The organism is Pseudomonas gorinensis (genome assembly GCF_042015035.1).
Taxonomy (GTDB): domain Bacteria; phylum Pseudomonadota; class Gammaproteobacteria; order Pseudomonadales; family Pseudomonadaceae; genus Aquipseudomonas; species Aquipseudomonas gorinensis.
Map to the genome: position 1 here is coordinate 898,267 of NZ_CP167125.1, position 21,660 is coordinate 919,926.

General features: G+C 61.6%; 18 protein-coding genes. 17 read left to right on the forward strand and 1 reads right to left on the reverse strand.

The window, feature by feature from the left end:
* Window positions 1-28 precede the first annotated feature (28 nt).
* The 14 genes from waaF (at window position 29) to AB7933_RS04070 (ending at window position 15,291) form a co-directional block, all read left to right on the forward strand.
* Window positions 29-1,063, forward strand: a complete 1,035-nt coding sequence (gene waaF / locus AB7933_RS04005; protein WP_024073029.1) for a lipopolysaccharide heptosyltransferase II — start codon at window positions 29-31, stop codon at window positions 1,061-1,063.
* A gap of 1 nt (window position 1,064) precedes the next feature.
* Window positions 1,065-2,126, forward strand: a complete 1,062-nt coding sequence (gene waaC, locus AB7933_RS04010; RefSeq protein ID WP_024073030.1) for a lipopolysaccharide heptosyltransferase I — start codon at window positions 1,065-1,067, stop codon at window positions 2,124-2,126.
* Entirely contained in the window at window positions 2,126-3,250 is a 1,125-nt protein-coding gene (locus AB7933_RS04015) for a glycosyltransferase family 4 protein (RefSeq protein WP_024073031.1), read from the forward strand. The genes waaC and AB7933_RS04015 overlap by 1 nt, the downstream gene beginning before the upstream one ends.
* Complete coding sequence (gene rfaP, locus AB7933_RS04020) at window positions 3,247-4,053, forward strand: lipopolysaccharide core heptose(I) kinase RfaP (RefSeq protein ID WP_024073032.1); 807 nt, start codon at window positions 3,247-3,249, stop codon at window positions 4,051-4,053. Before AB7933_RS04015 ends, rfaP begins: the two co-directional genes overlap by 4 nt.
* Entirely contained in the window at window positions 4,053-4,787 is a 735-nt protein-coding gene (locus tag AB7933_RS04025) for a lipopolysaccharide kinase InaA family protein (protein ID WP_024073033.1), read from the forward strand. Before rfaP ends, AB7933_RS04025 begins: the two co-directional genes overlap by 1 nt.
* Window positions 4,784-5,536: a lipopolysaccharide kinase InaA family protein gene (locus AB7933_RS04030; protein WP_024073034.1), complete on the forward strand. Its 753-nt coding sequence runs from the start codon at window positions 4,784-4,786 to the stop codon at window positions 5,534-5,536. The genes AB7933_RS04025 and AB7933_RS04030 overlap by 4 nt, the downstream gene beginning before the upstream one ends.
* Window positions 5,536-6,993 carry a lipopolysaccharide kinase InaA family protein gene (locus AB7933_RS04035; protein WP_024073035.1) on the forward strand — a complete coding sequence of 486 codons (1,458 nt, stop codon included), beginning with the start codon at window positions 5,536-5,538 and terminating at the stop codon, window positions 6,991-6,993. The genes AB7933_RS04030 and AB7933_RS04035 overlap by 1 nt, the downstream gene beginning before the upstream one ends.
* 70 nt (window positions 6,994-7,063) lie before the next feature.
* The gene (locus AB7933_RS04040; RefSeq protein WP_024073036.1) at window positions 7,064-7,942 is read left to right on the forward strand and encodes a DUF3800 domain-containing protein; all 879 of its coding nucleotides are present in this window, start codon (window positions 7,064-7,066) and stop codon (window positions 7,940-7,942) included.
* Between the two features lie 679 nt (window positions 7,943-8,621).
* Window positions 8,622-8,999, forward strand: a complete 378-nt coding sequence (locus AB7933_RS04045) for a YceK/YidQ family lipoprotein (protein ID WP_024073038.1) — start codon at window positions 8,622-8,624, stop codon at window positions 8,997-8,999.
* A gap of 153 nt (window positions 9,000-9,152) precedes the next feature.
* Window positions 9,153-10,910 carry a carbamoyltransferase family protein gene (locus AB7933_RS04050; protein WP_024073039.1) on the forward strand — a complete coding sequence of 586 codons (1,758 nt, stop codon included), beginning with the start codon at window positions 9,153-9,155 and terminating at the stop codon, window positions 10,908-10,910.
* Window positions 10,911-11,807, forward strand: coding sequence for an antimicrobial resistance protein Mig-14 (locus AB7933_RS04055; protein WP_024073040.1), 897 nt, complete (start codon window positions 10,911-10,913; stop codon window positions 11,805-11,807). It begins immediately after the preceding gene.
* Window positions 11,804-13,210 carry a PIG-L deacetylase family protein gene (locus AB7933_RS04060; protein WP_024073041.1) on the forward strand — a complete coding sequence of 469 codons (1,407 nt, stop codon included), beginning with the start codon at window positions 11,804-11,806 and terminating at the stop codon, window positions 13,208-13,210. Before AB7933_RS04055 ends, AB7933_RS04060 begins: the two co-directional genes overlap by 4 nt.
* Before the next feature lie 54 nt (window positions 13,211-13,264).
* Window positions 13,265-14,413, forward strand: a complete 1,149-nt coding sequence (locus AB7933_RS04065) for a glycosyltransferase (protein ID WP_024073042.1) — start codon at window positions 13,265-13,267, stop codon at window positions 14,411-14,413.
* Entirely contained in the window at window positions 14,410-15,291 is an 882-nt protein-coding gene (locus tag AB7933_RS04070) for a glycosyltransferase (protein WP_024073043.1), read from the forward strand. The genes AB7933_RS04065 and AB7933_RS04070 overlap by 4 nt, the downstream gene beginning before the upstream one ends.
* Window positions 15,292-15,346: 55 nt before the next feature.
* Here AB7933_RS04070 and AB7933_RS04075 read toward each other — a convergent pair whose 3' ends face one another.
* A complete protein-coding gene (locus tag AB7933_RS04075; RefSeq protein ID WP_024073044.1) occupies window positions 15,347-17,209 on the reverse strand; it encodes a bifunctional O-antigen ligase/aminoglycoside phosphotransferase family protein in 1,863 nt (620 codons plus the stop codon).
* A 157-nt stretch (window positions 17,210-17,366) separates the two neighbouring features.
* On the opposite strand from AB7933_RS04075, the gene msbA reads away from it, so the two are divergent.
* The 3 genes from msbA to AB7933_RS04090 all read left to right on the forward strand — a co-directional run bounded on the left by msbA (window position 17,367) and on the right by AB7933_RS04090 (window position 21,642).
* Window positions 17,367-19,172 (forward strand): lipid A export permease/ATP-binding protein MsbA, encoded by a 1,806-nt coding sequence (gene msbA, locus AB7933_RS04080; protein WP_024073045.1) that lies wholly within the window; start codon window positions 17,367-17,369, stop codon window positions 19,170-19,172.
* A gap of 117 nt (window positions 19,173-19,289) precedes the next feature.
* Window positions 19,290-20,714 (forward strand): bifunctional D-glycero-beta-D-manno-heptose-7-phosphate kinase/D-glycero-beta-D-manno-heptose 1-phosphate adenylyltransferase HldE, encoded by a 1,425-nt coding sequence (gene hldE / locus AB7933_RS04085; protein WP_024073046.1) that lies wholly within the window; start codon window positions 19,290-19,292, stop codon window positions 20,712-20,714.
* Window positions 20,707-21,642, forward strand: coding sequence for an NAD-dependent epimerase/dehydratase family protein (locus tag AB7933_RS04090; RefSeq protein ID WP_024073047.1), 936 nt, complete (start codon window positions 20,707-20,709; stop codon window positions 21,640-21,642). Before hldE ends, AB7933_RS04090 begins: the two co-directional genes overlap by 8 nt.
* Window positions 21,643-21,660: the final 18 nt, after the last annotated feature.

Below are 21,660 nucleotides of genomic sequence, written 5' to 3' on the forward strand. Positions count from 1 at the left end.
GCCTCCCCGCATCGTTTGTGGAAACTACATGAATATTCTGATCGTTGGGCCCAGTTGGGTCGGTGACATGGTGATGGCACAGACACTGTTCCAGTGCCTGAAACAACGTCATCCCGACTGCCAAATCGATGTGCTCGCCCCTGAGTGGAGCCGGCCGATCCTCGAGCGCATGCCCGAGGTGCGCAAGGCCCTGAGCTTCCCGCTCGGCCACGGTGCCCTCGAGTTGGCGACTCGCCGTCGTATCGGCAAATCCCTGGCCGGCCAGTATGACCAGGCGATCCTGTTGCCCAACTCGATGAAGTCGGCCCTGGTGCCGTTTTTTGCCGGCATCCCGAAACGTACCGGCTGGCGCGGCGAGTTTCGCTACGGCCTGCTTAACGACGTGCGCAAGCTCGACAAGGCGCGCTACCCCCTGATGATCGAGCGTTTCATGGCCCTGGCCTACGCGCCCGGCGCCGAGTTGCCGACGCCGTACCCGCGCCCGCGCCTGCGGATCGACCCGGTGACCCGCGACGCAGCCCTGGCCAAGTTCGGCCTGGCCCTTGACCGTCCGGTGCTGGCGCTGTGCCCTGGCGCCGAGTTTGGCGAGTCCAAGCGCTGGCCGTCGGAGCACTACGCCAAGGTCGCCGAGATGAAAATTCGCGAAGGCTGGCAAGTGTGGCTGTTCGGTTCGAAAAACGACCATGGGGTGGGCGAAGATATTCGCCAGCGCCTGATCCCCGGCCTGCGCGAGGAAGCGGTGAACCTCAGTGGCGACACGTCGTTGGCCGAGGCCATCGATCTGCTCTCCTGCGCGGATGCCGTGGTGTCCAACGACTCCGGGTTGATGCACGTGGCGGCGGCGCTGAATCGCCCGCTGGTGGCGGTGTATGGTTCTACGTCCCCAGGCTTTACCCCACCGTTGGCCGACCAGGTCGAAGTGGTACGCCTGGGTCTGGATTGCAGCCCGTGCTTTGAGCGCACCTGCCGTTTCGGTCACTACAACTGCCTGCGCCAGTTGCTGCCGCAGCCGGTGAGCGATGCCTTGCAGCGGTTGCAGGGCTCTGTGGTCGAGGTTCACTGAGTTGCGGGTACTGGTAATCAAGACCTCATCCCTGGGCGACGTGATCCACGCCTTGCCGGCATTGACCGACGCTGCGCGGGCGATCCCCGGTATTCAATTCGACTGGGTGGTGGAAGAAGGCTTCGCCGAAATCCCCACCTGGCATCCGGCCGTCGACAAAGTGATCCCGGTGGCGATCCGCCGCTGGCGCAAAAATATCTGGCAGACCCTCAAGAGTGGTGAATGGCGACGCTTCAAACAGCGCATCCAGTCGACCAAATACGACCTGGTGATCGATGCCCAGGGCCTGCTCAAAAGCGCCTGGCTGACCCGTTACGTGCGCGCGCCAGTGGCCGGTTTCGACAAAAACTCCGCCCGTGAACCGATTGCGGCGCGCTTCTATTCCCGGCGCCTGGCCGTGGCCCGCGGGCAGCACGCGGTGGAACGCCTGCGCCAGCTGTTTGCCGTGGCACTCGGTTACGACCTGCCCAAGGGCTTGGGCGACTACGGCCTGAGCGTCGACAAACTGCTCGGCCTGCCGCCGAAAAAACCCTTCGTATTGCTGCTGCACGGCACCACCTGGGACACCAAGCACTGGCCCGAAGCCTACTGGCGTGAGCTGGCCGAGCGCATGGGGCGCCTGGGGGTGGACGTGAAGTTACCCTGGGGCAACGCCATCGAAAAGGCGCGGGCCGAACGCCTGGCCCAGGGCCTGCAACACGCCGAAGTGCTGCCCAGGTTGAACCTGGCCGGCGTCGCCCGTGTGTTGGCCAGTGCCCGTGCCTGTGTGGCGGTCGACACCGGCCTCGGTCACCTGGCGGCCGCGCTGGATGTGCCGACCATTTCCCTGTTCGGGCCGACTAATCCCGGCCTGACCGGCGCCTATGGCAAAGGCCAGATTCACCTGGCCAGTGACTTCCCGTGCGCGCCGTGCCTGCAAAAACAATGCACCTATCAACCCACGGCCGACGACCTGCGTCGGTTCGACATCAAGCGCGAGTCGCCCCTGTGCTTCACGCGCCTGAACCCTGAGCGTGTGGCAACCCGGCTAAGCACGTTGTTATTGGCTGAGGAGCTGCACTGATGCAACTGGCTTTTGTTCTGTACAAATATTTCCCCTTCGGCGGCCTGCAACGGGATTTCATGCGCATCGCCCTGGAATGCCAGCAGCGCGGCCACCAGATCCGTGTCTACACGCTGATCTGGGAAGGCGACATCCCACCGGGCTTCGAGGTGCTGGTGGCGCCGGTCAAGGCGTTCTTCAATCATCGGCGCAACGAAAAGCTCAGCGCCTGGATGGAAGCCGACCTGGCCAAGCGCCCGGTAGACCGCCTGATCGGTTTCAACAAGATGCCCGGCCTGGATGTGTATTACGCCGCCGATGGCTGCTTTGAAGACAAGGCACAAAACCTGCGCCATTCGCTGTACCGCAGCTTCGGTCGCTACCGCCACTTTGCCGAGTACGAACGCGCGGTGTTTGCCAAGGATGCCAAGACCGAGATCCTGATGATCTCCGAAGTGCAGCAACCCTTGTTCATCAAGCATTACGACACGCCGCTGCAGCGCTTCCACCTGTTGCCACCGGGCATTGCCCAGGACCGCCGCGCACCGCCGAATGCCGCCGAGATCCGCGCAGGGTTCCGCAAGGAATTCAACCTGGCCGATGACGAACTGCTGCTGGTGCAAATTGGCTCCGGCTTCAAGACCAAGGGGGTCGACCGCAGCCTCAAGGCCGTGGCCGCACTGCCGGCAGAGCTGAAAAAACGCACGCGCCTGTTTGTAATCGGCCAGGACGACCCCAAAGTATTCCAATTGCAGAGCGCCACCTTGGGCTTGGGCGACAACGTGCAATTCCTCAAGGGGCGCAGTGATATTCCGCGCTTCCTGCTGGGCGCCGACCTGTTGATCCACCCGGCGTACAACGAAAATACCGGGACCGTGCTGCTCGAAGCCCTGGTGGCCGGGCTGCCGGTGCTGGTCTCGGCGGTGTGTGGTTATGCCCATTACATCGCCGAAGCCGACAGTGGCCTGGTGCTGGATGAGCCGTTTGAACAAGCCCAACTCAACCAGTACCTGGCGCAGATGCTCAGCGATTCTGCACAGCGCATGGCCTGGGGTCGCAACGGGTTGGCGTTCGCCGAGACGGCCGACCTCTACAGCATGCCGCAGCACGCGGCGGATGTGATTCTGGCGGAGCCAAAACGATGAAGTTGATACTTGCCGAACCGTTCAAGACCCTCTGGGCTGGGCGTGACGCCTTCGCCGAAGTCGAGAAACTGCAAGGCCAGGTATTTCGCGAGCTGGCGGCCCGTCGCACGTTGCGCACCGAGGTCGACGGCCGTCCGTATTTCGTGAAAATCCACCGTGGCATTGGCTGGGGGGAGATCTTCAAGAACCTGATCACCGCCAAGTTGCCGGTACTGGGGGCGGGCCTTGAATGGGCCGCCATCCATCGCCTGCAGGCCCTCGGCGTACCGACCATGACCGGCGTAGCCTTCGGCGAAAAAGGCAGCAACCCGGCGGACCAGCATTCGTTCATCATCACCGAAGAACTGGCACCGACCCTCAGCCTCGAAGACCTGACCGTCAACTGGGTCGCCGAACCCCCGGCACCTGCACTGCGTCATGCCCTCACCGCCGAACTGGCGCGGATGGTCGGCGACATGCACCGTGGCGGCGTGAACCATCGCGACTGCTACCTCTGCCATTTCCTGCTGGACACCGCGCAGCCGATTGACGCGCGCAACATCAAGCTTTCCGTCATCGACCTGCACCGTGCCCAACTGCGTGCCCATCTGCCGATGCGCTGGCGCGACAAGGACCTGTCGGCGTTGTATTACTCGGCGCTGGAGATTGGCCTGACGCGGCGCGACAAGCTGCGTTTTCTCAAGGGTTACTTCCGCCAGCCGCTGCGCCAGATCCTGGCTGAGCAATCGGCGTCCCTGAGCCTGATACAGCGCAAGGCCGACAAGCTGTATGCACGCAAACAACGCTACGGGGATGCGCTCTGATGGCGGGTTGGAACCTGGAACCTGCTTACGTCGCCCTGGCGGATGATTTCGGAAGCCTTGCAGCAGTGTTCGCCTTGCAAGGCGAGCGCCTGACCCGCGACCCCCTCTCGGAGGTGATCCGCGTGGAGCGCGGTGGGGTCAATTATTACGTGAAGCGCTATGTCGGGGCCGGCAAGGGCCTGCGGCGCTACCTGGGCAAGCCACGGGTGAAGTCCGAGTGGCAGAACCTCAAGCGCTTCGCCAAGTGGGGCATTCCCACCGCCGACGTGGTGGCCTGGGGCCTGGAACGCAAGGGCCTGGCCTACGCCCGGGGGGCGATGATCACCCGCGAGTTGCCCAAGACCGAAGATTTGTCAGCGCTGGCCGAGCGCAACGATGCGCGCCTCAAGGACCCCAAGTGGGTCGATGCCGTGAGTCGCCAGCTCGCCGAATACACGCGCACCATGCATGATCATCGCTTCACCCATAACGACTTGAAGTGGCGCAACCTGCTGATCGACGACCAGCAGACGCTGTATTTGATCGACTGTCCCAACGGTGATTTCTGGCGCGGTTTCTGGCTCAAGTACCGCATCACCAAGGACCTGGCCTGCCTGGATAAGGTGGCCAAATATCACCTGTCGGCCACCCAGCGCCTGCGCTTCTACATGCAATACCGCCAACGCTCGCATCTGACGGCGTCGGATAAACAGCGAATTCGCCATGTGGTGAAGTTTTTCGAGGGACGCGAATGAGTGATTTCCTGGCGGCCGACGACCGCGCTTTACTTGAGCGCAACGGCCTCGCGACTTTCGACGCCCTGTGGGCCAAGCAATTGGACGCGGTGGATGAGCCGAACACCAGCCGGGGCGGCTGGAGCAGCGTGTTTCGCCTGGAGCTCGATGGCCAGGGGTATTACCTCAAGCGCCAGAGCGACTACCTGACGCGCACCCTGCATCGCCCGTTTGGCGAGCCAAGTTTTGCCCGCGAATTTCGCAATATCAGCCGCTATCGCCAGTTGGGGATCCCGGCCCTGCAGGCGGCGTTTTTCGGCCAGCGCAAGGTCAGTGGCGAGCATCGCGCGATGTTGCTGACCCGCGCCCTGGACGGCTGGAATGACCTGGCGTCATTGCTGGAGCAGTGGCCTTCACTGAGCGATGCCCAGCACCGCGCCATCCTGCAAGCCAGCGGCCAGTTGGCTCGGCGGCTGCACAGCGTTGGCCAGGTGCACGGCTGTTTTTATCCCAAGCATATTTTCCTGCAGGCGACGGGCGACGGTTACGCCGCGCAGCTGATCGACCTGGAGAAAACCCGTCCGCTGTTGTTCGGCTGGCGGGATCGGGTCAAGGACCTGGAGCCGCTGTTGCGCCGTGCACCGCAGTGGTCGGATGAGCAGGTGCGCCAACTCCTGGCGGCGTACCTCGAACAGCCTGAGGACAGCGCGCTGCTTGCCACCTGGCACCAGCGCTTGACCGCTCGGCGTAGCCACAAGGAGAACCGCTGATGCGTTTGTCCGAGTTGAAAAAAGCCGGGCGTACCCCCGGCCTGCCACTGACCCTTGACCTGGCGGACGCTGCTGGCCCTGGGCAGTTGCAACTGCTGAGCCTGTTGCGTGTATTGCCGGGCGAGCGCTACGTCGGCGCAGCGGTCTGGCGCGGGCGTCCGGTACTGGCCAAGTTGCTGGTAGGCAGTAAGGCCGCGCGACATTTTCAGCGTGAACTCGGCGGCGTGCGCCTGCTCGCCGAACACGGCTTGACCACACCGCTGCTGCTGGCCGATGGGTTGCAGGAAGGCGAGGGCGGCTGGCTGTTGTTCGAGTTTATCGAAGGCGCTGAGAGCCTGGCGGATGCCTGGCACGCGGTCGAAGGCTTGCCGCCGCTGGCGGATGAGCAAACCGCCGTGCTGGCCGAAGCGTTGGGTGCGATTGCCCGGATGCACGCCAAAGGGCTGTGGCAGGAAGACCTGCACCTGGACAACCTGCTGCGCCAGGGCGAAAAGCTGTATCTGATTGACGGTGCCGGGATTCGTGCCGAAGAGGCAGGCAAGCCGCTGTCGCGCAACCGGGTGCTGGAGAACCTCGGGGTGTTTTTCGCCCAGTTGCCGAAAAACCTCGAGCCGTTTACCGAGGAACTGCTGGTGTATTACCTGCTGGGCAATAGTGAGCACGCGTTGCCGCTCGAGGCCCTGGAGAAGCAGGTGCGCAAGGTCCGCGCCTGGCGCCTGAAGGACTATTTGAACAAGGTCGGCCGTGAATGCACGCTGTTCAGCGTGGTGCGCGGTGCCTTTGGCCTGCGTGCGATTCGGCGCGAGGAAGAGCCGGCCATGCTGCCGGTGCTGGCACAGGCTGACGCGTTGCTGGATCAAGGCCACCTGTACAAGACCGGTGGTGCGGCCAGTGTGGCCAAGGTCGAGGTGGCCGGCCGACCGCTGGTGATCAAACGCTACAACATCAAAGGCTTCACCCATTGGCTCAAGCGCTTCTGGCGCCCGAGCCGCGCCTGGCATTCCTGGCGCGAAGGCAATCGCCTGGCGTTCCTCGGCATTGCCACGCCCACGCCGCTGGCTGTATTGGAAAAGCGTTTTTTCTGGCTGCGCAGCCGGGCTTATCTGGTCACCGAGTACCTGCCGGGGCCAGACATCATCGAGCGTTTCGCACCCTATGTTGAGCACGGCGACGCGCCTGAAAACGAACTGCTGGCGCTGGACCATCTGTTCGCCGAGCTGATTCGCGAGCGCATCAGCCATGGCGATTTCAAAGGCCACAACCTGTTCTGGGATAACGATCGCTGGTCGCTGATCGACCTGGACGCGATGTGTCAGCACAGCTCTGCCGCCAGCTTCGCCCCGGCGTATGCCAAGGACCGTGCGCGGTTTATGCGCAATTGGCCCGAGAGCAGTGCGTTGTATCAGTTGATCGATCAGCGTTTGCCCAAAGGGATCGAGATTGGTGGCTCCCTGTAGCAGGGCGCGAGGGCAATATGAACGTAGATGGGCAACCCGGAAGAGCCTGAAACCTAGGATTGAATATCCCATGGCAGATGAAAAACTAACCCCTCCGCAGTTTCTGCTCTTTGAAAGCGAGAGTGAGGTGGAGCGTGTTGCAGAAGGTGTGGCAGCGAAACCGCCAAAAGGGGAGTTCAGCGACTTCATCGTCTATGTGGATGAAAGTGGCGATCACGGGATGCAGACACTCGATGTCAACTACCCTGTGTTTGTTTTAGCTTTCTGTGTTTTCCATAAGAGGCACTATTGCGAAAAGGTCATCCCTGCGCTTCAAAAGTTCAAGTTCAATCATATGGGGCATGACCTTGTTGGCTTGCATGAGCTGGAAATCCGTAAGGAAAAAGGGGCATTCTCCAGTATGTTTGTCTCTCGCCAGCACAAGCATGTTTTCCTGGAGGAACTGACCGGGATCATTGAGTCGAGCAATTTCGTCTTGATCAGTTGTGTGATTGATAAAGCCATTCTTCGGGAGCAGCAAGGCTCAATACACAACCCCTACCATCTGGCTTTGGGCTTCTGCCTTGAAACCCTTCACGAGTTTCTACATGAGAAGAATCAGCAGCGGGCGCTGACGCATGTGATTTTCGAGCGTCGAGGTCGTAAAGAGGATAACGAGCTTGAGTTGGAGTTTCGTCGGATGTGCGATGGCGCCAATCGTCAAGGTATCCGACTGCCGTTTGATATCGTGTTTGCGACTAAGCAGGTTAACTCGACGGGGTTGCAGCTTGCTGATCTTGTTGCGCGCCCCATCGGCATGAGCGTTTTACGACCGGGCCAGGAAAATCGTGCCTTTGACGTGCTCAAGCGCAAGTTTTATTGCAGTGGAGGGCGGAGCAAGGTAGGTGAGGGTTTTGAAAATTGGGGGCTGAAAATTTTCCCTACTGCAGAAAGCGAAAAGCCCCGGTGAAACTCACCGAGGCTATAACGCCGACCGGGATCCCCCAGTCCATTTGCGGCAAATTCTATGCCCGCGATTTTAGAGTGTCAACGCGCACCACCTGAGTAGCCGATAGGCCGTTGTCGTGCCGAGTCTACTGATGCGCTCAATAGTAAGCGCTGTTGCGCTGCCAGTGCCCAGGCCGCCGAAGGCGATGATGCCGTACCGTCCGTGGCCGGCAAACACATCAGCAAGGCCGGTATCCTGCTGTTCACCATTGACGCACCGTCGCATACAGCCTCAACACCACCTCCGACAACGTCGCATCTGGCTTTGGGCTTCTGTCTTGAAACCCTTCACGAGTTTTTCCCTGAGAAACATCAGTAGCGCGCCCCATCGGCATGAGCGTTTTACGACCAGGTCAGGAAAATCGTGCCTTTGACGCGCTCAAGCGCAAGTTTTATTGCCGTGGAGGGCGGAGCGAGGCGTGTCATGGTTTTGAAAATTGGGGGCTCGCGGGTGGGGTGGTTCATGAGTCGGCCGGAATCCGTGGCGCTTAGTGTGTAAACGCGCAAAAGGTCGCGAGTTCAGTGAGTCGGGCGATTTTCATCATTTAGGAATCAGCCTACGTTGCAAATCGGTGTTACTACGCTGGGGCTCCAGGTTCGTCGATGTTAGCGTGACCCGCTTCGCCAGATGACAAAGGCCGATGGCTCAAAAGGAGTGGTTCGTGAGGATTGCATCGAAAGTCTTGTGGCTGGCCGCCGGGGTGGCGCTGGCCGGTTGCGGAACCATCAATACCGTTTTCCGCCCGGATGTCGTGACCAGCCAGAACCTCAAGGACTCGCGCAGCCACTGCGAAAACGTGCCGCGTATCTACAGTGGGGTGATGTACGGGTTTTGTACCCTCAATGGCGAACCCAAGCCTGAAAAAAACCTGAACGACATCAGCCTGATCGACCACGGGCCCGGCGCCGTCCCTGTCATCGCCATCGAATTCGTGGCCTCCGGGGTGCTGGACACGCTGCTGCTGCCCTACACGATCTACCGTCAGTCCAAGGACGGCAGCATCGAGATCTTCCGTTAGCGCGCAGTGACAACCGGTCGCCACATTCCCTAGATCATCCCGCCGCATGTTTACGCTATAATCCCGCCCTTTAGCTGTTTCCTGCCCAGGCGGGAAGCACACTTTTTTCAGGCGCAACCCGCCTGCATGCAGACTAAAAGAGGCTAGACCCCTGTGGCATTGACGATTCTTGGCCTGTCCGGCGCCCTTAGCCATGATCCTTCCGCAGCCCTGTATATCGACGGCAAGCTGATCGCGGCCGCCGAAGAAGAGCGCTTCGTACGCGACAAACATGCAAAGAACCGCATGCCCTACGAGTCGGCGAAGTTCTGCCTGGAGCAGGCCGGCATCAAGCCTTCCGACGTTGACGTGGTGGCGATCCCGTTCGCCCCGATCAGCCTGTTCGGCGAGGCGCGCTGGCACTACGCCAAGCGTTACTGGTACGCCCCGGATCGCGCCCTCGACGCGATCCTGATGGGCAACCGTCGCTACAAGCGCTACCGCAACAAGATCGTCTGGTGCCTGGAGCAACTGGGCTTCGATCCGAAGAAAATCAAGATCGAGCCGGTTGAACACCACCTGGCCCACGCTTCCAGCGCCTACCACTGCTCCGGCTTCCAGGAGAAGACCGCGATCCTCGGGATCGACGGCAAGGGTGAGTACGCCACGACGTTCTTCGGCTACGGCGAGAACGGCAAGATCCACAAGATCAAGGAATTCTACGATCCGGACTCCCTCGGTGGCCTGTACGGCGCGATCACCGAGTTCCTCGGTTTCGAGATGCTCGACGGTGAGTTCAAGGTCATGGGCATGGCGCCGTACGGCGACGCCAGCAAATACGATTTCTCGCGGCTGGCCTCGTTTGAAAACGGCGAGCTGGTGATCAACACCGACTACGCCAACGTTATCGGCCTGCGCCGTTACAAAGAGAAGGGCAAGGGCTTCTACTTCTCGCCAAAACTGATCGAGTGGCTGGGCCCCAAGCGCGAAGGCGACATCGCCGACGAGCCGTACATCCACTACGCCGCCAGCATGCAGGCGCTGTTTGAAAAGCTGGCCTTGCAGATGATCGACCATTACCTGGGCGACATCCTCAAGGACACCGGCAAGCTGGCCTTCGCCGGCGGCTGTGCGCTGAACGTCAAGCTGAACCAGAAGATCATTGCCCGTGACGACGTCAAGGAGCTGTTCGTGCAGCCGGCGTCCGGCGATGCCGGCACCGCTGTCGGCGCCGCCGCTTACGTGTCCCACGCCCGTGGTGTACCGGTGGAGAAGATGGAACACGTCTATCTCGGCCCGTCCTACAGCAACGAAGACGTGATCGCAGCCTGTGCCAAGCACGAGAGCAAGCCGAACTGGCGCAGGATCGAAAACATGCCCAAGCGCATCGCCAGGATCATGGTCGACGGCAACCCGGTGGCCTGGTTCCAGGGCCGCATGGAATTTGGCCCGCGCGCCCTGGGCGGTCGTTCGATCATCGGTTGCCCAAGCGCCACGGGCGTGGCTGACCGCATCAACCACCAGATCAAGTTCCGCGAGCGCTGGAGGCCTTTCTGCCCGTCGATGCTCGACACCGTGGCCCCGCAGATGATCAAGGTCGATCACCCGGCGCCGTTCATGACCTTCACCTTTGAAGTGTCGGAAGAGTGGAAGACCCGCGTACCGGAAGTGGTGCATGAAGATGGCACGTCCCGCGCCCAGGTGCTCAAGCGCGAATACAACCCTCGCTACTACGACATGATGAAAGAGCTGGAAGTGCTGACCGGTAACGGCGTGTCCCTGAACACTTCGCTCAACCGTCGTGGCGAAGCGATGATCTGCTCGCCGACCGACGCGCTGAACATGTTCTTCGGCTCGGACCTGCAGTACCTGATCATGGAAGATATTCTGGTCGTCAAGGATGGCGTGGACCCTTATGACGCTGTGGTTTAAATGCTGAACCGCTTCCAGGCTTGGCGTGAACGTGGCTGGGCGCCTGTCGAGGCCGAGGTTTACGCCCAGGCCTGGCTGCGGTTTGGTGGCAGCGTGGCGACCCATCCGCAGGTCGTCGAGCGCTTGGCGACGCTGGCACAGATTCCGGTGCGCTACCTGGGCTGGGAGCAGGACGGCGAGCTCAAGGGGGCGATTGCCACCTGGGGACGCGACCTGGCCCTGTCCAAGGACGTGCTCAAGCGCAGTGGCAAGAAAGGCCTGTTTGACCTGGGCAATGCCGAGATCATCCTGCCCATTGCTGCCGATGCGCGGGTGCCGGTGCGCCATCGTGGGCGCTACCTGTCGGCGCTGAATGAAGGCCGCGTCAGCACCCTCAAGCCCCAGGCCGAGCAACTGGCCATGGCCCGTACCCCCGAAGACCTGTCGAAGAAATTTCGCTACAACCAGCGCCGCGAGCTGCGTCTGCTGGAAGAGGCGGGCGGTGTGGTGCGCGCGGTCAGTGAGTTCTCCAGCAGTGAGCTGGCGGCGATCTACTGCGATCTGTTCCAGCGTCGTTGGGGGTTCCCGGCGACCGGGGCCGAGCGCCTCGCCGAGGTGCTGGCATTGCTCAAGGAGTTCCTGATCGGTTCGGTGTTGTTTCTCAACGATGCCCCCATTGCCGTGCAATTGGTGTATCGCGTCGAATCACCTGAATGGATCAGCATTGAATACGTCAACGGCGGGGTCGACCCTGAAACCCGCGCGTTCAGCCCTGGCAGTGTGTTGAGTTTCCTCAATACGCAAAGTGCCTGGGAGCAGGCCCGGGCCGTGGATAAACCGCTGCGTTTTTCTTTTGGGCGTGCCGACCGTGAATACAAGGAGCGCTGGTGCACGCCAGTGCCGGTGTTCAGCCTATGAGCCGCAAACAGCAACTGCTCAAGCGTCATCGACGCAACAAGCGCATTGCGCTGCTGATGGGCTTGCTGGTGTTGGTCGTGGCCGGTGTGCTGGTGGCCTGGTGGCTGCCGTTGATCCTGGCGGTGCTGTTGTGGGTGGCCCACGAAGCCTGGTTCGCCGACCATTTGTTCTATTCGCCCAAGGATGACTACCAGTACCGCTTTGCTCCCGGTGGCCAGTCGGTCGGTGTGCGCCTGGACGCCGGGCGACTGGTGCCACAAGCGCCTTTGGAACTGGCGGGCGATGAAACACTGATCGTCGAAGTGCAGCTCAAGAGCAGTTGGTTGGGGCGCTTCTTGGATCCAGCGGTTGAATTGTCCGGGGATCGCCAGGCGTTCGAGCGTGGTGTGGCCGGCAAGCGTTACCTCAACCTCACCGGTTCCGCGACGGCACTGGCCGGCGGTGAGCTGCACCTGCGCGGTCGCTATTGCCGCGTGATCGGTCAGCCGGTGCTGTGGGTCTTCCGGCAACCGGACCTGGCCCGCCAGCGAGTGATGGTGATCGCGCCCCATGCCGACGACGCTGAACTGGCTGCATTCGGCCTGTATGGCCAGGCGGACGAAAGCTGGATCGTGACCCTGACCGCCGGCGAAATCGAGGCCGAGCACTATCAGCAGATGGGCCTGCCCAAGGCCGACGCCGCGCGGATCAAAGGACGCCTGCGTGCCTGGGACAGCATTGCCGTACCGCGCTGGGCCGGCGTACCTGAGGCGCGGTGCGTGCAACTGGGTTACTTCTGCCTGCAACTGCCGGCCATGCGTGACGCTCCCGATCAGCCCCAGGCGTCCCGCGAAGCGCAACTGGACGATACGCGGCTGTTCCGCCAGTTCAATGCCCTGGCGCTGCCCAGTGATGCGGACGGCGCGCCGACCTGGAACAACCTGATTGCCGACCTGCGCGCGGTGTTGCTCAAGGCGCGCCCCGAGGTCATCGTGGTACCGACCCCGGTGCTTGATCCTCACCCGGACCATATCTGTGCCCACGCCGCGGTGGTGCAGGCATTGGAAGGGCTTGAATGGCAGCCGACCACGCTGCTCGGTTATGCCAACCACCTGCATGATAATGACCGCTGGCCCATGGGCGATTCCGGTGCCGGCGTGGCGTTGCCGCCGCAGTTCGATGCGACCCAGGTGCTTGAGCCTTATTGCCGGGTGCTGACCCTCGGCCAACAGCGGGACAAGGCGATGGCGCTGGGCATGATGCATGACCTGCAACCCCGCGCGCCGTTCAAGCGTCGGGTGCGCCGCCTGTTGCAGCAATGGCTGGCCGGTCGTGGTCCATCGCCTTATGGTGAGAATGAATTCTTCCGCAAGGCCGTGCGCCGTCACGAGCTGCTTTGGGTATTGAAGCCGGACCGGGATTGACTATTTTTCGTTGGGCCGCTCGCGCGTAGCGGCCTGATTGCCCCATGGAGTGATATGAAGCCTCGTTTCAAGGTTTTGCAGTTGCAGCCGGACTACAACGTCAAGCTCAATGATTTCGCCGACCTCGGCGAGCAGATCGTCAAGTCGTTGCCGGTCGAGCGTTTCGAGGTCACGTCGGCCTTCCTCAGCGGGCGCCCGCGGCCGGGCCAACCGTTGAGCGTGGCCGCGCACTCCAAGTATTTCGAGTTTCCCGAAAAGGCCCTCAAGGGCATTCGCCTGGGCGCCATGTGGCAAATCTACAAGTACTGCCGCGAGCAGAAGTTCGACGTGGTCATCTGTAACCGTTTCAAGTCGGTGAACATGATGCTGTCGCTCAACCGCTGGTTGAAGATCCCGCTGTGCATCGGCATCTCCCATGGGTTTGGCGAGTACGAGCGGGCTTACCGTCGGCGCCAGACGCGCCGTCTGGTGAGCCCGGCCTGGCGCTTCGTCGGCGTGTCGGCAGCGGTCCGTGACTACCTGGTCGGCCTCAATTGCGGCTTTACCCGCGAGAACACCACCTTCGTCACCAATGCCATCGACATTCCCCAGGCCGAAGCTTTGCAACTGCCGCGCGACCAGGCGCGCCAGGAACTTGGCCTGCCCCTCGATGCACGAATCATCGGCGCCCTGGGGCGCCTGGTGCCGATCAAGGGCCACACGCACCTGTTGCAGGCGTTTGCCCGGCTCAAGGACAAATACCCCAACGCCCAGGTCGGCATCATCGGCTCTGGCCGTGCCGAAGCGGACTTGCGCGCGGACATCGAGCGCCTCGGCCTCACCGGCCGCGCGCACTTGCTGGGCTTTCGTGAAGATGGCCTCAAATACGTGCGTGCCTTCGATATCTGGACCATGCCTTCGTTGCTGGAAGGGCTGGGGCTGGCGCTGCTGGAAGGCATGAGCGGGCGCCTGCCAGTGATTGCCTCCAATGGCCCGGCCATGTTGCCATTGGTGGAGGGGGCGGGTGGTTTGTCCCACGAGCCCGGCAATGTCGAGCAACTGACAGCCGCCTTGGATATCTACCTGGCGATGAGTGACGAACAATTGCGTGCCAAAGGTGAACAGGTGTTCCGCTACCTGGAAGAAAACCACGCCCTGGCCGAATTCCAACAGAAATACCTGGACTTGATCGAAAGCGGTTTAAAGGAAGTAGGAAGAGCATGACTCAGCAGCAACCCCTGGTCTCGGTGATTATCGCGTCCTACAACCATGGCCGGTACATCGAAGAGAGCATCCTCAGCGTGCTCGCCCAGACGTACCCGAATATCGAACTGCTGGTGGTGGACGACGGCTCCAAGGATGACAGTGTCGAACGTATCCAGCGCCTGCAGGCCGAGCACGGCTTTGATTTCCAGGTACAACAGAACCAGGGGCTGACCGCCACGCTCAACGGCGCCATCGCCCGTGCCAAGGGCAGCCTGATCGCACCGTTCGGCTCCGATGACATCATGCTGCCTGATCGTATTGCCATTCAGGTGGCGTACATGCAGGACAAGCCGAAAGTGGGCATCTGCGCCGGCAACATCGAGCTGATCGATGGCGACGGTCACCTGCACCCGGAGAAGAAACAGCGCCGCGACGTCCCGTTTCGCAGCCTGGATTTCGATGATCTGTTCATGGATCGCAAACCCTTCCCGCCGGCGCCGACCATGCTGATTCGTCGCGAAGCGCTGGAGCAAGTGGGCGGCTTCGATCCGCTGATTCCCCTGGAAGATTTGCTGATCCAGTTGAAGATCACTGCCGCGGGCTACACCATCGACGCCCTCGACGTGGTGATGGCGCGCTATCGCCAGCACGCGAGCAACACCTACAAGAACCACCGCTACATGATCCAGAACATCCTCAAGACCTACGCCAAGTTCAGCGAGCACCCGGCTTATGACGCGGTGCGCTACAAATTCCTGAACTCGATGTTCCTCAAGACCGCCGACCGGGACCGGCCGCTGGCGCGGGAGATCCTCAAGCAGATCCCATTGAAGTTCTGGGGGCGCAAGACCTTGCGTGGCCTGGTGCGTCTGTACCTGATGCCCCTCAGGAGCTGAGGCGGCGAGGGGGGTAAAAAAAGGCGACTATCAGCGGTGATAGTCGCCTTTTTTATCAGGCGCTGGGAATCGCCAAAGCCTGCACCTGTGCCCGAATCTTCGCAGTGGCGCCTTGGCTGGCAACGGCCGCATAACCTTTGGCCAACTGTTCGAAGTGAGTCTCGAACAACCAGGCGCGGTCCTGGGGGTAGCGCTGCATATGGCGCAGGTTGCGCTGGCGCAGGGCGTTGCGCAGCGGCGAAGGGAAGATGCGCAGGTCGGCGATATCGATCAGGCCGAACTCACCGTCATCCATCAGCAGCACGTTCCCCAGGTGCAACGAACGGAAGTACACGCCGCGCTCATGCAACTGGGCCATGAACTGGCCGAAGCGCTCGATCAGCGACTCGCGCAGGCTGCTGTCCAGGCTTTGCAGGGCCTGGCGCAGGGTCAGGCCGGGCAGCGGCGAGTAGATCACGGCGCTGCTGCCGTCGTGCAGCCCATACAGGCCAAGAATCTGCGGCGTGGGGATACCCAGGGTACGCAATTGCTCGGCGTTACTGGCAAACCGCTCGGAGTAGGGGTTGAAGCTGCCCGAGGTGTACCAGCGCCGCGGGCGGAAGACCTTGAGGAAACGGCCGTCAGCCAGGCGCAGGACTTTCGGGCCCAGGCCGTCGGCTTCGATGACGTGTGCATGGCTGCACAGTTGCTCGAAGGCGGCTGGCTTGAGGGCTTGTACCGGCATGCGCAGCACGCTGCGACGACGCTGGGCGATGCTCAGGCCGGCGATGAGAGCCAGTGGGATCCACAAGACAAACCAGTGCTCCTTGGGTCGCGACAGGATGCCGCCGCCTTCGGTCAGGCCGGCGCCGATGCCGTACATCAACAGGGAAGACGCCAGGATAAACAGCGGCTGCGCACGTTCCTTGAGGCCTTTGTACAGGCCCCAGCCGAGCATGAAGATCCACGGGATAAACCCGATGATGCCGACGTAATACAGCACGCCCAGGGCGAAGCTGTGGGGCTCGCGCAGTTGGTAGCCATCGGCCAGGGCCAGGGTCAGGTACAGCTCCGAATCGTAGCTGTGGCCGATCCACGGGTGTTCGGCGATGCGTTGCAGTGACATGCTCCACAGTTCAAAGCGGAACGAGCTGCCACGGTTGGTGATCAGTTCCGGGTAGAACAGCAGGAGCCCGGCGGCGCCCACGACCATGCCCGCGATCAGCAGTGCCGAGCGGCGATTACGGCTGATAAAGGTCATCCAGAGGATGGTCAGCGTCAGTGCCACCAGTGGCGTGCGCGAGCCGGTGGCCAGGACCGTCGCGGTCATGATCGCCAGGGCGGGTACGCTGAACCACAGCACGCTCAGGCGTTGGGTGGTCATGCAGACATACAACCAATAGACGCAGAAGAAGCCGAATACGTGGGAACTGAGCAGCGGGTTATCGAGGGCGCCGCGGCCGCCGATCATGCGCATGCCCGGCTCGAAACCCTTGACGAATGCCACGAGGTTGCACAGGCAGACCACCAGTGCGATCACCGCCGCACTGAAGAAAATCGGTTTGAACAGTTCATTGCGGTAATGCAGCAACAGCCCGCAGCCGGCAAACAGCATGAACGTGTGCAGGGGACGCTTGAACAGGTCCGTGTCCGGGTGTTGCTCCGGGCTCCAGAACAGGCTGATCAGGGCCCAGGCGGAAAACACCAGGAATGCGATCGCCAGCGGCTCGCGCAACAGTTCCTTGAATTCCCGCGGGCGCAGGCACAGCAGCAGCAAGGTCGGCGCACTGAACAGGGCGTAGTAGAACTTGTGCAGCACATTGCGATTGGTGACGAAGAACAACGAGCTCAGCAACAACAACAAGCCAATGGGCAAAATCCAGAGAACCAGAAAGTCGAAAACGCGATTTGAGCCATACATCAGGCGCTTGGAGTGCATACGCAAAGCCATTCCAGATTGAGAAAGCCGACCATCTTAAAGTAGTGGCTATATAATGTCGCCGGTTGGATCCAACCGGATTGTGGGTCATGCCGGGTGCAAGTACAACAGAGAAGCTGTGCTAAAGTCAGCCTCCTTTTTCAAAACGCCGCGTGATATGACCGACTCCAGTCCGAGCGCAAGCCCTTCGAGCTTGAAAATATACTTCCGCCTGCTCAGTTACGTCAGGCCCTACGCGGGCTTGTTCGCGCTGAGTATCGTCGGATTTCTGATTTTCGCGTCGACCCAGCCAATGCTGGGTTACATCCTCAAGTACTTTGTCGACGGCCTTTCCAATCCGGAAGCTGTGCTGTTCCCCAGCGTGCCGTTCCTGCGTGACCTGCAGTTGCTGCAAGCCGTGCCGCTGCTGATCATCCTGATCGCGGCCTGGCAGGGCCTGGGTTCGTTCCTGGGCAACTACCTGCTGGCCAAGGTGTCACTGGGCCTGGTCCATGACCTGCGCGTGCAGTTGTTCAATAACCTGCTGACCCTGCCCAACCGCTATTTCGACAATCACAATTCCGGGCACCTGATTTCGCGCATCACCTTCAACGTGACCATGGTCACGGGGGCGGCGACCGATGCGATCAAGGTGGTGATACGCGAAGGCATGACGGTGATCTTCCTGTTTGCCTCGCTGCTGTTCATGAACTGGCGCCTGACGCTGGTGATGATCGCCATCCTGCCGCTGATCGCGGTGATGGTTAGCACGGCCAGCAAGAAATTCCGCAAGCAGAGCAAGAAGATCCAGGTCGCCATGGGCGACGTCACCCACGTGGCCTCGGAAACCATCCAGGGCTACCGCGTGGTGCGCAGCTTCGGCGGCGAAGTCTACGAGGAGAAGCGCTTCCTCAAGGCCAGCCAGAGCAACACCAACAAACAGTTGAGCATGACCCGCACCGGGGCGATCTACACCCCGGCCCTGCAACTGGTGATCTACACCGCCATGGCGGTGCTGATGTTCCTGGTTCTTTATCTTCGCGGTGATGCGTCGGCCGGTGACATGGTGGCCTACATCACCTTGGCTGGTTTGCTGCCCAAGCCGATCCGCCAGCTTTCGGAAGTCAGCTCGACCATCCAGAAGGGCGTGGCCGGCGCCGAAAGCATTTTCGAGCAGTTGGACGAAGAAGTTGAAGTCGACCGCGGCACCATCGAGCGTGACCATGTCAATGGGCGCCTGGAAGTGCGCAACCTGAACTTCACCTACCCCGGTACCGAGCGCCATGTCCTCAAGGACATCAGCTTTACCGCCGAACCGGGGCAGATGATCGCCCTGGTCGGGCGCTCGGGCAGCGGCAAGTCGACCCTGGCCAGCCTGATCCCGCGTTTCTACCACCATGAAAGCGGGGAAATCCTGCTGGATGGCGTCGAGATCGAAGACTACAAGCTGCTCAACCTGCGCAAGCATATTGCCCAGGTGACCCAGCATGTGACGCTGTTCAGCGACACCGTGAACAACAACATCGCCTACGGCGACCTGGCCGGCGCGCCCCGGGCCGACGTTGAAGCGGCGGCGGCCGATGCCAATGCCAAGGACTTCATCGACCAGTTGCCCAAGGGCTTCGATACCCAGGTCGGCGAAAATGGCGTGCTGCTGTCCGGTGGCCAACGCCAGCGCCTGGCCATTGCCCGTGCCTTGCTGAAGAACGCGCCGCTGCTGATTCTCGACGAGGCCACCTCGGCCCTCGACACCGAGTCCGAGCGGCATATCCAGGCCGCCTTGGACAAGGTCATGCAAGGCCGCACCACTCTGGTGATCGCGCACCGCTTGTCCACCATCGAGAAGGCCGACCTGATCCTGGTGATGGACGACGGTGGCATTGTCGAGCGTGGCACCCACAGCGAACTGCTCGCGCAGAATGGCTACTACGCCCGCTTGCATGCCATGGGCCTGGATGCGCCGGTTACTGCTGATATCACCTGATCCTGTGGGAGCCGGCTTGCCTCGACAAGCCGGCGCCCACATTGCAACCCTCCCGCAAACCTCCCGCAACCCTGTGCTAATATCGCGCCCCTGTTCATTTTGTATGTGGGTTGCTCCATGAAGTTGTCCATGCCGCGATTCGATCAAGCCCCTGTCTTGGTGGTCGGCGATGTCATGCTCGACCGTTACTGGCATGGCGGTACCTCACGGATTTCCCCTGAGGCGCCGGTACCGGTAGTCAAGGTCGAGCAAATCGAAGACCGTCCAGGCGGCGCTGCCAACGTTGCCCTTAATATTGCCGCCCTCGGCGCCCCAGCTTCTCTGGTGGGTGTGACCGGCGACGACGAAGCCGCCGACAGCCTGGCCAACAGCCTGCGTGGCGCCGGTGTACGCGCGGTGTTCCAACGCATCGCCCATCAGCCGACGATCGTCAAGTTGCGGGTGATGAGTCGTCACCAGCAATTGCTGCGTATCGATTTTGAAGAACCCTTCGCCACCGACGCCCAGGCCCTCAGCAGCCAGGTCGACGCGTTGCTCGAAGGCATCAAGGTGCTGGTGTTGTCCGACTACGGCAAAGGCGCCTTGAGGAACCACCAGGTACTGATCCAGGCCGCCAAGGCCCGCAACATTCCGGTATTGGCCGATCCGAAGGGCAAGGACTTCTCGATCTATCGGGGCGCCAGCCTGATCACCCCGAACCTCAGCGAGTTCGAAGCCATCGTTGGCGGTTGCGCCGACGAACATGAGCTGGTGAGCAAGGGCGCAACGCTGATGGCCGAGCTTGATTTGGGCGCCTTGCTGGTGACCCGTGGCGAGCACGGCATGACCTTGCTGCGCCCCGACCACCCGGCGATGCACCTGCCGGCACGGGCCCGTGAAGTGTTCGACGTCACCGGCGCCGGTGACACCGTGATTTCCACCCTGGCCGCGTCCATTGCGGCCGGCGAGGAACTGCCCCACGCGGTAGCCCTGGCCAACCTGGCGGCGGGCATCGTGGTCGGCAAGCTGGGGACCGCGGCCATCAGCGCGCCTGAATTGCGCCGGGCGATCCAGCGTTCCGAAGGTTCGGAGCGTGGCGTGCTGACGATCGAGCAATTGCTGCTGGCGATCGACGATGCGCGAGCCCACAACGAAAGCATTGTGTTCACCAACGGTTGCTTCGACATCCTGCACGCCGGCCACGTGACCTACCTGGAGCAGGCGCGCGCCCAAGGCGATCGCCTGATCGTCGCGGTCAACGACGACGCTTCGGTCAGCCGTCTCAAAGGCCCTGGTCGTCCGATCAACAGTGTTGACCGGCGCATGGCGGTGCTCGCTGGCCTGGGCGCGGTAGATTGGGTCATCAGCTTCCCGGAAGCCACGCCTGAGAACCTGCTGGCCCAGGTCAAGCCGGACGTGTTGGTCAAGGGCGGTGATTATTCCGTCGACCAGGTCGTGGGAGCCGATATCGTCAGTGCCTACGGCGGTAAGGTCAAAGTGCTGGGTTTGGTCGAGAACAGCTCGACCACCGCCATCGTCGAGAAGATCCGCAACAATGAGTAACGCTGATAAGCGGGTCCTGATTACCGGGGGGGCGGGCTTTATTGGCTCGCACCTGGTCGATGCCTTGCTCGCCAAGGGTTATGCCGTGCGGGTGCTGGATGACCTGTCCACCGGCAAGCGCAGCAACCTGGCGCTGGACAATCCTCGCGTCGAACTGGTTGAGGGCGATGTCGCTGACGCAGCGCTGGTGGCGCGTGCGGCGGTCGGCGTCTGTGCAGTGGTCCACCTGGCTGCCGTGGCCTCGGTCCAGGCGTCGGTGGATGACCCGGTCAGTACGCACCAGAGTAATTTCGTCGGCACCTTGAATGTGTGCGAAGCCATGCGCAAGGCCGGTGTGAAGCGTGTGGTGTTTGCCTCCAGTGCCGCGGTGTATGGCAACAACGGCGAGGGCGCTTCGATTGACGAAGAGACCACCAAGGCACCGTTGACACCCTATGCCTCGGACAAGCTGGCCGGTGAGCACTATTTCGACTTCTACCGCCGCCAGCATGGCCTGGAGCCGGTGATCTTCCGTTTCTTCAATATCTTCGGGCCACGCCAGGATCCGTCCTCGCCGTATTCCGGGGTGATCAGTATCTTCAGTGAGCGTGTGCAACAGGGCGTGCCGATTGCCGTGTTCGGCGACGGTGAGCAAACCCGCGATTTCATGTACGTGGAAGACCTGGTGGACGTGCTGGTGCAGGCTATCGAGGTCGAGGATGCACCGCTGGGGGCGATCAACGTGGGCTGGAACCGCACCACCACGCTCAAGCAGGTGTTGCAGGCGCTGGAAGAGGTGGTTGGCGCGCTGCCGGTTATCACTTACGGGCCGGCGCGCTCGGGGGATATCCGGCATTCGCGGGCGAATAACCAGAGGTTGTTGGCCAACTTCAAACTGCCAGAGCCCACCCCATTGAAGGTAGGCCTCGAGCAGCTGCTTAACGGCTGATCTGATCGAATGTGGGGG